This window comes from Alkalibaculum bacchi (genome assembly GCF_003317055.1).
Taxonomy (GTDB): domain Bacteria; phylum Bacillota; class Clostridia; order Eubacteriales; family Alkalibacteraceae; genus Alkalibaculum; species Alkalibaculum bacchi.
In genome coordinates this window covers 124,176-139,114 of the sequence record NZ_QNRX01000002.1, presented here as the reverse complement: position 1 = coordinate 139,114, position 14,939 = coordinate 124,176, and the positions used below count along the sequence as shown (strand labels likewise).

Below are 14,939 nucleotides of genomic sequence, written 5' to 3'. Positions count from 1 at the left end.
AAGTGTTTTCGTCAGAAAAACATAAAATATTTAGGTGGTGTTGACGTGAAAGTAGGATTATTAGGTCTCGGTACTGTCGGGACTGGTGTTTACGAGATTATAAACCATCAGAGAGGTAACTATTTTGCTTCATCGAAGCAAGAAATCGTTATTTCAAAAGTTATGGTCCGAGATATAGACAAAAAGAGAAAAGTCGATGTGCCAGCAGAGTACTTGACTACGGACTTTAAAGATATAATCGATGATGAAGAAATTAAAGTAGTTATCTGTGTTATGGGCGGTCTGGAAGCAGAATACAATTATATGATACAATCAATGAAAAGAGGCAAGCATGTCATTACGGCAAATAAAGCAGCTGTGTCAGAATATATGGATGTCCTTTACAAGACAGCTAGAGAAAACAATGTAAGTTTCTTATACGAGGCAAGCGTCGGCGGCGGAATTCCAATCATTACTTCTCTAATTCAAATTCTTAGAATTAATCAAATCAGTGAAATTAAAGGAATTTTAAATGGAACCACCAACTTTATCCTCAGTAAAATGAGTGATGAAGGCTGGGACTTTGAAGAGACGCTAATAAAAGCGCAAGAATTAGGATTTGCAGAAGCAGATCCAACAGCAGATATTGAAGGTTTTGATGTCTCACGAAAACTGTCCATTTTATCTTCTATGTCTTTTGGATTTCATATTAAGGATGAAGATATTAAAAAGAGAGGAATAAAAGAAATTACTTCTGCAGACATCGATACCATCAACGATATGGGGTATGTAATTAAGTATTTAGCCCACTCTAAATTAGAGGGTAACACTTATTATGCTACGGTTGAACCTGTGTTACTGTCAACAAAAGATATAATGAGTAATGTAAATGAAGAGTTTAATATCATATCTATAAATGGAGATATTATCGGCGAGTTACAGTTTTATGGAAAAGGGGCAGGGAAAGATGCTACTGCTAATGCTGTGGTAGGAGATTTAATGTATATTATCAATGCAGATTTTAGAAAACAAGAAATTGTATTAGATCAGCAATTAGAAAACGGCGGAATAAAAGAGTTCTCAGGTAAATACTATCTAAGAGCAGATAGCGATAATCACGAAGAGTTTAGCCATATTATAGATACAATCAGTGATTTCTCAAATAATAAAAAAATTATATTTAATAGAAGTAAAGTTTTCGTTGTTACAGATGAAGTCCGAGCAGATCAATTTGAAGAATTAGTCCTTGAACTTAAATCAAAAAACATCAATTTATTTTACGCTAGAATATATTCGTAATGGGGGACAAAGATACAAATGAAGAATCTTATCGTTCAAAAATACGGTGGAACAAGTGTAGGGGACATTGAAAGAATAAAAAACGTGGCAAGGCGGGTAATCAAGACAAAAGAATCTGGAAAAGATGTAGTGGTAGTAGTATCAGCAATGGGAGATTCTACAGATCATTTGTTAGAAATGGCTTATACCATTAGCGAAAAACCTGCAGCAAGAGAGATGGATATGCTTCTTGCAACTGGTGAGCAAGTTTCTATTGCTTTATTAGCCATTGCTATACAAGAAATGGGTCACGATGTCATATCCTTAACGGGTGCACAGTGCGGAATCATTACTTCTGATCGATTTAATAAGGCCAAAATAGATTCTATCAATACTACGCGGATAATGAGAGAACTACAAAGTAAGAAAATCGTTATCGTAGCAGGATTTCAGGGGGTCAATGCCAATAAGGATATTACTACGTTAGGTAGGGGCGGCTCTGACACTACAGCAGTGGCTTTAGCAGCTGCTTTAGGAGCAGAAAAGTGTGAGATTTATACGGATGTTAATGGAGTGTATACTGCAGATCCAAGGATTGTGTCAGAAGCCAGTTTAATACCAGCCATTTCCTACGATGAAGTAATTGAATTAGCAGCACTAGGTGCAAAAGTTTTACATCCACGTTCCGTGGAACTAGCAGGAAATTATAAAGTGCCTTTAGTAGTCCGATCTAGTTTTAATGACCATAAAGGTACAATTATTGAGGAGGATATAAGCATGGAAAAAGTTTTAATTAGAGGAATATCATTAGATGAAGACATTGCAAAAATATCTGTTTTAGGAGTCCCAGACAAACCAGGTATTGCATTTAAATTATTTAGTTTATTATCAAAGGAAGACATTCATGTAGATATGATTGTACAAAATGTCAATAGAAATGGAGTAAACGACATTACATTTACAGTAGCCATGGATGAACTTCAAAGAGCTAACGAAACAGCCCAAAAATTTGCGTTTGATGTAGAAGCAGAAAGAGTCGTATATGATACAGGCGTATCTAAATTATCTGTTGTAGGTACAGGTGTAGTAGCCAACGCAGAAGTAGCCTCAAAATTCTTTGAAGCTCTTTACGAAATAGGCATCAACATTCAAGCTATCAGCACTTCAGAAATAAAGATTTCTTGCATTATTGACAAAGAAAAAGGCAAAGAGGCTATGAAGTATATTCATAAGAAGTTTGATATGTGATGAAACCAGCGACCAGCTATCAGCAACTAGCCATCAGCATTTAGCCACCTCTGGTGGCTTTAATTTGCTCCATGACTATAAAGGTGGCAGTAGACTAATTAGCTGGTTTTAAACATTTTGTAAGAACAAATACCTCTAATTTGCAGTTATATCAATGTGGTACATACTAAAACTAAGGCTACTAACGGTAGCTTTAGCTGGTAGCTGACCGCTGATTGCTGTTTTATAGTCCTGGCGGCTAGTTGCTGATGGCTAGCTTAGTTGTTCCACTTCTCTTGTAATTTTCTCTACATACTCTGAATCTTCTATAAAAATTAAATTAAATTTAATATGATAGATTAAAGAGTCTAGGGTGGATTTGGCTACTAGGTAGGCGGCGGCGCCATCGCTTAGGTAGTTTTTATTTCCTTTATCGATGATTTTCTCTATTATTTTCATTAGCTTTACTATTCTATAGGTCATCTTTAAAGGAATTTCTACAGCTTCTTTATATGCATTTTGTAGCTCTTCATTCTTAGCTCTTTTGTCTTCATCAGTATCTATCTCTCGTTTCATGACATCTACAACTCTTTTATAAGACAATGTATCTCTGTCCATGTCAAATAAGAACTCATTTCGGTAGACAGTACACTGTACGGTACACTCTTTTAATTCTTCAATAAATACTGGATTCTTCGTTTTTTCTATAGTATGGCGAAGGGCCATTTCAGCCATAGCTGCTGCGGAAGCTCCACAAAGTCCAGCCACACTTCCACCAGCAGGAGTGCCGGATTTAGAAGCGATTTCTTCTAGAAAAACTTTTATAGATTGATCTGCAATAGACATAAAATCTCTCCTCAATTGTTGTGAGTATTAGTATGTGCGGATTGAGAGAAATATAAACTGGAAATTAGGTGGTCAGGAAAAACTTAAAAGCGGAAAGCTGAATGCTGAAAGCGGAAAAAATCATACTCGCCTTTAGGCGAGATAAAGACTTAGAACTTATTACATAGAACTTAGAACTAAATGAAATAAAGTCATCTGGTGATGACCTTATTTGATTTTAGGTAAATGTATAGACACAATATCATTTTCATAATATGCGCTTATTTGGCTTTTATCGATTCCGTTTAAAGAAAAACTCCTTTGACAATAAGAATAACTATGTTCTTTTAGAGTATAATCGTCATTGTCTTCATCTAAAATATCTTCTCTGTTTGCTTCAACATAGAGGGTATTGTCTTCTATATATATTGACAATTCATCTTTATTAAACCCTATTAGTTTCATAAGCACAACGTATTCGTGATCCTTTTCATTGATAGTTGCATCTATTCTCCTGTCTTCAGGTTCTTCTGTAAATAAGCGTGCAATGTTTTCAAAATCATTTTTTTCACGGTAATCCATGACATCACCCTCCTTGCTTTACTTGCTTTGGTGGATAAAGGAACAGAAGTAAAACAATTTTTATAGTGCATTATATTCCAGCAAGGATAAAACGTTACAGAAAGACCCATGAGTTACAAATTATCGCAAAATTACAACTACCTTTGTTCACTATATAAAATTTTATTTAAGATATAATACAAAAAAGAGGATAAAATAATGGATGAAAAAACTAGAAAATGGACTGAAAAAATGGGAGAAGAGATCCAATAACTTTAAAATAACCTCTTGTTTGCAAGAAGGTGATTATAAATAATGATAAAAACAGAGGCAAAATACTACCTACTTAATAAATTTAGGCTTACAAAAGAGATTCCAGTAAAAACTGAAATCTCTTTTATAAGTATCTTAAGAATTATCCTTATTTTTTTCCTTAAACCATAAGTAAAGACTAAATCCAATTATTAATATCATTGAAATTTGAGTCAAGGCTCTTTCAAATACAAACATATTTAAACACTCGCTTTCGACTTATATACTAATTCCAAAAGCTCTTTACCACTACTTTAGCAATGAATGTTTCACATTTACAGTAAATGGTCCTGGAGTTATATTAGTGATTAATGTAGCACCAAAAGAACCAGCAGGATCTTGAAATCTAAATATACCTTTTGATTTGGTATTAGAAACAATAGATGAAGAGCATCTTTTCATTGTTATCACTTACCTTTCGTAATTTTCTTACTCTTGAACAAAGTCTATAACTCATATTGATATCACAATAATATTTGCATATATTGGAAAAATGTACATTTTATTACTTATACATTACTATAGTCGTTGCTAGAAAACAATGAAAAGAATATGCCATTATTCGACAATACAAAAGCATAAACCTATGTGCGCTGAAGTTCCTTCGCGTTTTTATATTTAAAATTCTTGAAATTATTTCGAAACATTAGACGTGTTTTCTTATCGATAAAGATTTTTTAACAAGAAAAAGCGGATAGAAAATTATATTTACAAAAAAATGCAAAACTGAAAAGGAATATGTAGAAATTATTTGCAGAAAAAAGGATTTAGAGAATGTTGTTTAGGTGGAAATGAAATTAAAGGAGAGATAGAAAATCAAGTTCCTATATCTCCTAACACACTTTATGCAAAGAGGGGAATTGTGTGATTACTGGTTTAAATTAATATGACAGTAACCATTTGGATTTTTTTTGAGATAATCTTGATGATATTCTTCCGCTTCGAAAAATTTTTCTAATGGTTTGATTTCAGTGACTATTGGTTTTGATAATGTACTCTGTAATTGGCTTCTAGAGTCTAATATAGTCTCTAAATCCTCTTCATCGAGATAATAAATGCCCGTTCGGTATTGAGTGCCAATATCGTTTCCTTGTCTGTTTGAGAGAGTAGGGTCTATAATTGCCCAAAATTTATCTAAAATATTTTCTAAGTGAATCTTATCTTCATTGTACTGTATCATCACTGCTTCTGTATGATTTGTATTGCCAATACAAACTTCTTCATAAGTAGGATGTAAAGTAGTTCCATTTGCATAACCAGACTTTGTCATTTCAACGCCATCTAGTCTTTGGAAATAAGCCTGTACACCCCAAAAACATCCACCTGCTAAAACGATACTTTTCATAATACACCACCCTTTTTGGTTGTTAGATGCAAGATGTCAGAAATAAAAGCTATAGCCAGCAAACAAAGTATTCGTTGCTAGATGCTGATAGCTAAATAAATGTAGCACCCTAGATACTATAACAACTGTTTAACAATCGCTCAACAATCGTTTAACTATTGATATGAAATCATGAGGGATAATTAAAATTTTCTTCGGTGCTATTATTTAATAAATCTAGATACAATTTTGCCTCGTAAATTGCCATATTTAGATTCATATCTTGATAGTTTCCACATTCAATTGAACTTGCACCAGGTACTTGTCCTTCAAAACGAGATATGAATTCGTATAGTTCTTTTATGAGAGGTACTATTTCTTCAGCAGTATAATCTCCAGCTAAGATCAAGTAAAAACCAGTTCTGCAGCCCATAGGGCCAAAATATATAATTTGTTCTTTGTACTCATTATGGTTTCTTAAAAAGGTTGCCCCTAGATGTTCTATTGTATGCATTTCTGCAGTGTTCATTACAGGTTCCTTATTTGGTTGTTTCATCCGAATATCAAATGTTGTGATGACAGAGTTATTTAATTGGTCTCTTCGAGATACATATAATCCCTTTAAGAGTTTTTCATGATCTATAGTAAAACTTGCGATTTTATTCATTTTTAAACCTCCTCGTAGTTATTATATCATAAAATATCGCAGATTGCCTCAGCTGCTTACTCACAAAAGAATAAAGATTCTAGAGGGTTCTAGAATCTTTTAGTAGTCTCGAATTAATAATTTATCTATAATGTATTTTAGCCTATCTTTGCTTTCGCAATCGGGCAATTTCCTTAGGGAGTCGTATGCTTTTTGTGTGTATTTTCTTGCAAGAGTTCTAGACTGTTCTAAACCATTGTTTTCAACGACGGCTGAGTGTATAAGGCCAATTTCTTCATTAGTAAAGGTACTGTTTTTTAACAAGTTTTCTAGTTTGCCGTCTTTATCATTTTGCAATGCGTAAATGACAGGTAAAGTTAAATAACCTTGTTTTAAGTCGTTCATAGTACTTTTTTTAATAATATTTTTTGTTGAGTAATCTAAACAATCGTCAATAATCTGAAAGGCCATACCAATTCGGTATCCGGTTTTTGCTAATGCACTTTTTATCTTCTCATTTGCATTTGTTTCTTCTGCACCTACTAATAGGCTAACAGAAAATAATGAAGCTGTTTTTCCTGTAATAATACGTAAATATTGCATTATGCTGGAGTTAAATTTATAGCGTACACTATACTGGATAAGTTCACCCCGACAGATTTTCATAATTACTTTTGATAAGCCTATTGCGCTTTCTTTGTGAAAGTCCTCACTCACTAAAGTGAAAATTTTTGCGAATAAGTAATCACCAATAAAAACAGCAGAGTCTTTGCCGTATTTGCTTTGTACGCTTTCAACTCCTCTTCTAAGCTTTGCTTCGTCGATAATATCATCATGAATCAAAGTTGCGATATGTAGCATTTCTACAATAGCAGCTAAATTGAGGATATTTCTTTTTGGCTCTTCGCCAAAGGTAGAACCCAATAGAACAAAAGCCGGTCGAAGCAATTTGCCACCTGATTGGACTGTGTCGTGCACTGCATTTATGATAAAATCATGTGAATCCCTTACAGAATCTTCAATGATTTTTGTGACTTCATCTAATTGTTCTTGAAGGTCTGGGTATAAACTCCAGAAATTACTCATTTTAATCTCACCTTTTTATTTTTAAAGTTAAAATTACCTTTTAGCAAGTATTTTAGCAAGTAATTAGAAGCGATACCAATAAATATACCTGTAGGTATAGCTACTAATAGTAAATAAGGCCAAAGCAAAAATACATTCTTATTTTGAAGAATTAAAACAGCTACAGTTAATTGTCCTGCATTATGAAAAACAGCGCCAATGATGCTAACTGCTATTAGACTAAAATTATTATTTGACAATTTAAAGGTTACATACATAGCGATTAAACTAAATATACCACCGGTTAGAGAGTAAATTAAGACAGTCATATTGCCAAACATAAAGGAACTAAGAAATGTTCGAGCTATCACGATTAATAAGCTTTCCTTAAAACTTAATGTAGAGAGAGCTAGTAATGTGGCAATATTGGCTAAACCAAGTTTTGCTCCTTGTATAGGAATAGCGGGTAATAGAGATTCTACATAACTTAAGATCATGGCTTGCGCTACTAACATGGAGATGTATACTAATTTTCGAGTAGAAATTTTCATGATATCACCTTAATTATTTGGTATGATTTCAGCGATTACCTGATTAGGCAAACAAACAATCATCTCGCTGACTTGGTCAATAGGTGTGTTGTGCACACAAATTTGGTCTGGACAGTCTGCTTCATAAATGGAAACTACGCCATCTTCTATCTTGATTTTATTCAAACCCAGATCCGTTTCTACATTAAAGGTTTCATTTGTCTCTGCTGTTAGTGGGATCTCCTTATACACTTTTCCTTCAGAAGTAACCCTTAAAAGTGTTTCTGCTTCACTATCTTTATTTAAGTTTATAAATACAATTCCAATTAGAGCTATTATAAGAACGCCTAGTATTATCCAAATATCTCGTTTCTTCATATTTTCACCTATATTTCGTGTCCGTTATTTATTAAAAAAATCCTTCTTCTTTTCGAAGAAGGATTTCCTTTTTTCCTATATTAGGAAAGTCCTACTTTGTATATATAAAAGTGAATACTTTTATCATTATTATACCATTTAATACTCATTTAGCAAAGTCCAGTCTAATTCCTAGAACCCAAAGGTAGTTCATTGCACGATTATTATTTTTCTTCGAATTCGTCAAAGTATAAATATGATTTTTTTACAAATCCGAGTTTTGACCACCAACGCTTGATAGCGGGAATTACATAGTAATCTAAGCCTAGGGCACGACCGGCACCTTCCATTAGGGCAATTGCACAAACAATATACCAAATCATAGAAGCATCAGCCATTCCTGTAAAGGCAATACCTATACCCATACCAACGCTAACAAGAGAAGCTAAGAAAGTAAATAGGCCAAATATTAAGCACAATCCGATAACAATTTCACCTACAACCATCATCGTTTGGAATGGAACTTCAATAGGTTTGATAATGCTATTAACCATATTGACCATCCACTTAGGAGCATTCATTATAGCATCTCCAAAACCAGCAGGTTCGTGGTCTACTGCCCATTGGAAGAATGGGTGTAGTTGATTTGTAGCTTCTGTAGTAGCATTACCTACATCACCTACTATGCTACCAGCGCCACCAGCAGCACCTGTAGCAGCAGTTACTGCTTCTGCAGCGGCACCAGCTGCAGCTGTTGCTCCTGTGCCACCATCTCCACCAGCAGGAGCATAGCCTGCAATAGCATTGATTGTATCCACAACTTTAGGGGATTCTAACCAGCCTTCTCCGATTTTTACCATACCTTCGACAAGCCACATATAACCTAACCACAATCGTAGTGGTAATTTCCAAATGTTTTTAGAAGATGAGGAGAACAAGCCTCCAAATACGCTTCTTCTGTTTTTAACGTGGAAGAATTCATGTCTGAGATAGTTCCACACTTGTCTTATACCAGCAACACCGATTTGATAGTAGATATTGACGAGATGTTTAATCAATACAGCAAGCCAGCCAGATGAGTTAAATCCAGTTTCTGCAACAGCATATTGAGAACCAATGGACACCATAAATCCATGATAATTTTGTTTATGTTTGTGTAAACTTTCACCTTTAATAAGTGCTGCAACGTTCATTGCTGCAGTATGTCCAGTTTGTTCAGCAGCTTCTACAATTTGTGGTAATGGACCTGTTTCATCCTCGTAAGATGCACTGTCTCCTATAACAAATACATTGCGAGTAGCTTTTCCGTCCTTCAGTGGTTGTAAGGATTCATTTACTACGATTCTTCCACCTCTACCAAGGTCAAAGCCTAATTCACTAAGATTAGATTTGTTTTTAATACCTGTAGTCCAGATCAATGTCTTAGTAGGGATTTCTGTACCATCTTTTAGGGTAACAGAATCAGGACCTACTTTAACTACTGGTGAGTTTTTAAGAAGTTGAATGCCTAATTTCTTATAGCGTTTTTCAACTTTAGCCACTTGAGCGTCGTTTTTTAACATATTTAATATACGATTCATGGCTTCGATATTATAGATCGTTACTTCTTTTTCATTAATATTATATTTTCTTGACAGGTGTTTTTTTGCTTCGCCGATTTCGCCTACCATCTCAACACCTGTAAATCCGCCGCCACATACTGCAAAAGTAAGGAGCTGTTTTCTCTTGGCAGGATCTTTTTCTGTGGAAGCTTGAGCAAACATATCCTCAATGTGATTTCTTAATAACACAGCATCTTCAAAAGACCACAATGTAAATGAGTTTTCCTCTGCTCCCTCTACTCCGAAGAAGTTAGGTTCATTACCTGCACCCATAATGAGATAATCATAACTATAAGTCTCATTATCTGATTTTAATTGATTCTTAGAAAAGTCAAATTCTTTTATGATGTCTCTTACCACATTTACTTTACGACCAGCAAAAATCTTTTGCAAGTTTATTTGAACTGATTCAGGTTCAGTACGATGACCAGCTACTTCATGTAATTCTGTCATAAGAGTATGAAAGTTATTTTTGTCAATTAAGGTTATCTCTACATGATCGTCATGTTTAAATAATTTATGCAGGGTTTTACCAGCTTTGACACCAGAATAACTTCCGCCTACGATTACTATCTTTTTTGCCATTTTAATCCTCCTTAAATTTTTGTGATAAACATAAATATCCTACATAAATAAATGCACTACAAAAAAACAATATAAAACAATAAAATTAGGGTAAATATTTTGTATATCTAATATATTAATATATTTTATCCATTAATTCAACAATTTATTTATTAACTAGGAATGCATGCTTGTACTCAAAAAAGTTTTAAACTGCGAAAAATAATTGGATATTTTACATTAGAAGACAAAATATGCATGACAATTTTGCTAAAATGAGTGATAAAAAGACAGGAGGGGTTCCTATGGGACAAGTTTACGTTATTACCTCAGGAAAAGGTGGCGTAGGGAAAACCACAACGACAGCAAATCTAGGTTCCGCACTGGCTATGATGAATAAAAGAGTAGTCGTAATCGATGCAGATATTGGACTTCGGAATCTCGATGTTGTAATGGGTTTAGAAAATCGAATTGTATATAATGTAGTAGACGTAGTAGAGGGAAGATGTAGGTTTAGTCAAGCCCTAATTAAAGATAAGCGTTTTGAAGAGCTCTATTTGCTTCCAGCAGCTCAAACGAATAATAAAACCGATATTGCACCAGGCGATATGATAGAGTTATGTGATGAACTGCGAGCAGAATTTGACTATATTCTCATTGATTGCCCTGCTGGTATTGAGAGAGGTTTTGAAAATGCCATAGCAGGAGCAGATAAGTCTATAGTAGTTACAGTTCCTGAGGTATCAGCTGTTCGGGATGCAGATCGAATTATTGGTTTATTGGATAGTGCAGGTATACAAGAGGTAAATCTAATAATAAATAGAGTAAGATCAGATCTAGTAAAAAAAGGTGAGATGCTAAGTGTAGACGATATGCTTGACATTTTAGCAGTGAATCTTTTAGGCATTGTTCCTGATAATAAAGATATTGTTATTACAACAAATAGGGGAGAACCAGTAGTAGGTAATCAAAAATCCCTTACTGGACAAGCGTATCGTAATATTGCCGAGAGAATCCTAGGTGAAGAAGTACCCTATGTAGAATTAGATGTGAAGAAGAATTTTATTCAGCGGCTTTTTAGTACGAATTAAGGAGATGAATAAAGATGCTATTTTTTAGAGGAAAACAAGATAGTAAGGATATTGCTAAAAGAAGGCTTCAAAGCTTACTGTCCAATGAAAAAAATAATATGAATACGGAAAAATTAGATATGATTAAGTCAGAAATCATCCATTCAGTAGAGGATCATTTTCCAGTAAATCGAAGTTCTAGTGAAATTTACATAACAGAAGAAAACAAAGAATCTGCAATCGTAATCATCCTCCCCATAGTAAAAGAGAAAGTATAGTAGCTTTCTCTTTTTTATGTTACAATAATAAAAGTTATAAGTTGTATGTTCTACGTTCTATGTAAAAGCTTTAAAGTCACCGAAGGTGACTAAAGAACTTAGAACTTAAAACTTAGAACTTAGAACTAAACTGGGAGGTTAAATTGAAACCATTAAGTTACATAAAAAAGATTGATTATACATTGATATTTGTTATACTGGCTCTTTTTACCATAGGTATGATTGCCATTTGGGTGGCGACAGATACGGAGAATTTTATTGCAGGAGAGTCTTCAGATTATATTTTTAAACAATTAGTTGCCTTTACTATAGGCGTAGTGGGAATGATTATTGTTATGAGTATTGATTATCACTTGCTTGGTCAATATTGGATTCATATATATATATTATGTTTAATTTTGCTAGTAATAGTGTGGGTGCCTGGTATTGGTGTAGTCAATAAGGGGACAAGAGGTTGGATTAATTTAGGTTTTATGGATTTGCAGACCTCAGAAATTGGAAAATTACTTTTTATCATATCTTTTGGAAAATTATTAGATAAACGAAGGGATAAATTAGATCGAATTGTGGATTTATTGCCTTTGGCGCTTTTCATAGCACCTGTTATTGCGTTAATTGCTATGCAGCCAGATATGGGGCAAGCATTAGTATATGTGGTTATTGCAGCAGGAATGCTCTTTGTAGCTGGGCTTAATACTAAGTACATTTACGGGGTTATCGCTAGTGTCATTGTAGGGTTTCCTCTTATATGGAATTTTTATATGCATGATTATCAGAAAAAGCGATTGATTACCTTTTTTAATCCAGCAAACGATCCTTTAGGTGATGGTTACCACGCCATACAGTCTATGACCGCAATAGGCTCAGGGGGAGTTTTCGGAAAGGGCTTTGGTGCAGAAAATACCATGACAAAACTAAACTACTTGCCTGCCCAATGGACAGATTTTATATTCTCCGTTATTTCGGAGACAACTGGCTTTATCGGTGCAGCTGTTGTAGTATTCCTCTTTGGTTTGTTTTTATACAGATTACTAAAAGGTGCAAGCGAAGCCAAAGATCACTATGGAACCTTGATTATTTCAGGAGTATTTTTTATGTTCTTGTTTCAAATAGTAGAAAACATAGGTATGACTATGGGAATTATGCCTATTACAGGAATAACATTGCCATTTTTAAGCTACGGAGGTAGCTCTATTATGACTAATATGATTATAATAGGTATGGTATTAAATGTGTATATTAGAAGACGGTATATAGATTTCACCTAAAAAAGCAGACTTTGGTCTGCTTTTTTAGGTGAGAGTTCTACGATGTAAGTTGTAAGTTCTATGTAAAAGCGCTTAGGTCACCTTTGGTGACCTGAGTTTTTTCTTAATAGGAATACCGTGACTACTTAGAACGTAGAACATAAAACGGACCCTAAAGGGGTGACCCTAGGCTATGCTTAACTAAAAAGTGCCTCCGGCACTTTTTATGCATAATTCCATCCCCTACGAATATATTTGTATAAACTACGATAGGGGGAGAATTGATTTTATGAACAATCGAAAATCCAATAATCAACGGATAAAATTAGAAGCAAGGCCAAGGAGCAATAGTGGTGCTAACGGTAGTTATTACTATAGACATAATCAATATGAGGAGGAGACGGGCTCTAGCAAATTTGTTGTAAAAACAGCAATTTGTGTGGTCCTCTTAGTAGGAATCTTTTTCTTGAGCAATCTTGAAGATTCGTTTTCTAAGGAACTTACTGAGGAAATTGGAAAGGCAATTTCTTATCAGGTGCAATGGAATGAGCTCTTAAAAGGGGACATGGTTGCACTATTTGAGGAAAAAGTTTCTGGTCTTATAGGGAGAGAGGAAGTCCCCGTATTTAATAGCGGCTTTGATGAGCCATTTTTAGAACCTGTAAAGGGTCACGTGAGCAGTGCATTTGAAGAGAAGATTCATCCAGTATTTAATACAAAAATTGAACCTAGAGGCATTGAATACTCACTATTTGAAACCCAGGGAGTCTTAGCCTCTATGGATGGAACTGTCCTAAATATTATGGATAGTACATATCAGGGGAGCAGAGTAGTTCTACAACATCAAAATCAATATAAGAGTGTCTATGATGGAATAGAAAATCTAAGCATTAAAGAAGGTCAGTCTGTCACAAGAGGTCAGGAATTAGGGACTATTGAAGCCAATGAAGAGATTTCTAAACTCTTGTTCTTTGAAGTTTGGAAAGACAATACTGCTGTAGATCCTAATACGTTCTTTAATACAGGGGAAGAACAATAAAGAGGTTTTTATGAAGCCAAAAGTAAACCTATTATTTTTACCTGTCTTGCTTTTTGCAGGATTTTTTGGTGGTCTAGAAGATTTGTGTGTGTTCTTTATAGCCGTGTGTATTCATGATCTGGCTCATTATTTAGTAGCAAAGTACTATGATGTTCCAATTGAATACCTAGAGTTTATGCCTTTTGGATGTAAGATGAAGATGGATGATAGCAATTTAGAAGATCATCAGAAGTTTTTTATTTACCTATCAGGTCCACTGACAAATATTCTTTTATCTGTAATACTATATACATTAAAAGCATATAAAATATATTACTTTTCCTTATATAATGAAATCCTATTTGCAAATTTATGCATAGGATTTCTTAATATTTTACCATTCCATCCTTTAGATGGAAGCGTGATTTTTCGCATCCTCCTTTCTAAAGTACTCGGCAATATAAGGTCTACGAAAATCATGTTCATTATAACCCAGCTATTTGCTATCTTTTTATTAGTTATTACAATCTATTCTTTAGCATATAATATTTACAATATTAGCTATGGCATTGTTGGTGCTTTTCTTTTAGTTGAGAGCACAAAAGAAAAAAAGAACATTCTAATAAGGGCAATGGAATGGGAAATGATTAAAAGAAAAAGAGTCCATAAGAAAAATCAAATCGTAAAAAGTGAAAGAATATGTACAAATGTCAACTCTAGTTTAAAAAAGATAATGAGCAATTTTAATGGAAATCGGTACTACTTTATTGATATTTTAGACGGAAGTAAATACCTAAAAACCATTACAGAAGAAGACGTTATTGAGGGGATTATTCGGTATGGGTATGATGGGAGAGTTCGGGATTTACTTAATTAGTTGAAAGCGGAAAGCTGAACTTGGGTAGGTGGTCGGGTTGTCAGCAAAAGAAACTAAGCTACCAGCAACCAGCGTTCAGCGACCAGTGCCATTTATTCCTCTGGGGTCAAAGATCCTTCGCTGCGCTCAAGGATGACTCCTGCAGAAGTTCGGGTTTAAAAGACTCTCCAGAAGGCGAGT

16 protein-coding genes are annotated in these 14,939 nt (G+C 34.4%); 7 read left to right on the top strand and 9 right to left on the bottom strand.

From position 1 onward, the window contains the following. Positions 1-45: 45 nt before the first annotated feature. Both DES36_RS02060 and DES36_RS02055 read left to right on the top strand, forming a co-directional pair. Positions 46-1,278: a homoserine dehydrogenase gene (locus DES36_RS02060; protein WP_113919557.1), complete on the top strand. Its 1,233-nt coding sequence runs from the start codon at positions 46-48 to the stop codon at positions 1,276-1,278. Positions 1,279-1,296: 18 nt separating this feature from the next. Continuing rightward, complete coding sequence (locus DES36_RS02055; RefSeq protein ID WP_113919556.1) at positions 1,297-2,505, top strand: aspartate kinase; 1,209 nt, start codon at positions 1,297-1,299, stop codon at positions 2,503-2,505. A 252-nt stretch (positions 2,506-2,757) separates the two neighbouring features. On the opposite strand, the gene DES36_RS02050 is transcribed toward DES36_RS02055, so the two are convergent. The 9 genes from DES36_RS02050 to DES36_RS02015 all read right to left on the bottom strand — a co-directional run bounded on the left by DES36_RS02050 (position 2,758) and on the right by DES36_RS02015 (position 10,290). Continuing rightward, entirely contained in the window at positions 2,758-3,330 is a 573-nt protein-coding gene (locus DES36_RS02050; protein ID WP_113919555.1) for a cyclodeaminase/cyclohydrolase family protein, read from the bottom strand. 207 nt (positions 3,331-3,537) lie between these two features. After that, entirely contained in the window at positions 3,538-3,891 is a 354-nt protein-coding gene (locus DES36_RS02045; protein WP_113919554.1) for an Hsp20 family protein, read from the bottom strand. A 540-nt stretch (positions 3,892-4,431) separates the two neighbouring features. Beyond that, the gene (locus DES36_RS14710) at positions 4,432-4,593 is read right to left on the bottom strand and encodes a hypothetical protein (protein ID WP_170128137.1); all 162 of its coding nucleotides are present in this window, start codon (positions 4,591-4,593) and stop codon (positions 4,432-4,434) included. 457 nt (positions 4,594-5,050) lie between these two features. Next, positions 5,051-5,527 carry a peptide-methionine (S)-S-oxide reductase MsrA gene (gene msrA, locus DES36_RS02040; RefSeq protein WP_113919553.1) on the bottom strand — a complete coding sequence of 159 codons (477 nt, stop codon included), beginning with the start codon at positions 5,525-5,527 and terminating at the stop codon, positions 5,051-5,053. 169 nt (positions 5,528-5,696) lie between these two features. Then, complete coding sequence (locus DES36_RS02035; protein ID WP_113919552.1) at positions 5,697-6,173, bottom strand: S-ribosylhomocysteine lyase; 477 nt, start codon at positions 6,171-6,173, stop codon at positions 5,697-5,699. Between the two features lie 99 nt (positions 6,174-6,272). Next, positions 6,273-7,238 (bottom strand): polyprenyl synthetase family protein, encoded by a 966-nt coding sequence (locus DES36_RS02030; protein ID WP_113919551.1) that lies wholly within the window; start codon positions 7,236-7,238, stop codon positions 6,273-6,275. Next, positions 7,235-7,768, bottom strand: a complete 534-nt coding sequence (locus tag DES36_RS02025) for a Gx transporter family protein (RefSeq protein WP_113919550.1) — start codon at positions 7,766-7,768, stop codon at positions 7,235-7,237. The genes DES36_RS02030 and DES36_RS02025 overlap by 4 nt, the downstream gene beginning before the upstream one ends. A 9-nt stretch (positions 7,769-7,777) precedes the next feature. Then, positions 7,778-8,125, bottom strand: a complete 348-nt coding sequence (locus tag DES36_RS02020; protein WP_113919549.1) for a NusG domain II-containing protein — start codon at positions 8,123-8,125, stop codon at positions 7,778-7,780. Positions 8,126-8,328: 203 nt separating this feature from the next. Then, positions 8,329-10,290 (bottom strand): FAD-dependent oxidoreductase, encoded by a 1,962-nt coding sequence (locus tag DES36_RS02015; RefSeq protein WP_113919548.1) that lies wholly within the window; start codon positions 10,288-10,290, stop codon positions 8,329-8,331. A gap of 284 nt (positions 10,291-10,574) precedes the next feature. Here DES36_RS02015 and minD point away from each other — a divergent pair, with 284 nt between their 5' ends. The 5 genes from minD to DES36_RS01990 all read left to right on the top strand — a co-directional run bounded on the left by minD (position 10,575) and on the right by DES36_RS01990 (position 14,759). Beyond that, entirely contained in the window at positions 10,575-11,360 is a 786-nt protein-coding gene (gene minD, locus DES36_RS02010; RefSeq protein WP_113919547.1) for a septum site-determining protein MinD, read from the top strand. A gap of 14 nt (positions 11,361-11,374) precedes the next feature. Then, positions 11,375-11,617: a cell division topological specificity factor MinE gene (locus tag DES36_RS02005; protein WP_113919546.1), complete on the top strand. Its 243-nt coding sequence runs from the start codon at positions 11,375-11,377 to the stop codon at positions 11,615-11,617. Between the two features lie 143 nt (positions 11,618-11,760). After that, positions 11,761-12,885: a rod shape-determining protein RodA gene (rodA, locus tag DES36_RS02000; protein ID WP_113919545.1), complete on the top strand. Its 1,125-nt coding sequence runs from the start codon at positions 11,761-11,763 to the stop codon at positions 12,883-12,885. A 268-nt stretch (positions 12,886-13,153) separates the two neighbouring features. Beyond that, entirely contained in the window at positions 13,154-13,903 is a 750-nt protein-coding gene (locus DES36_RS01995; RefSeq protein WP_170128136.1) for a M23 family metallopeptidase, read from the top strand. Positions 13,904-13,913: 10 nt separating this feature from the next. Beyond that, positions 13,914-14,759 carry a site-2 protease family protein gene (locus tag DES36_RS01990; RefSeq protein ID WP_113919543.1) on the top strand — a complete coding sequence of 282 codons (846 nt, stop codon included), beginning with the start codon at positions 13,914-13,916 and terminating at the stop codon, positions 14,757-14,759. Positions 14,760-14,939: the final 180 nt, after the last annotated feature.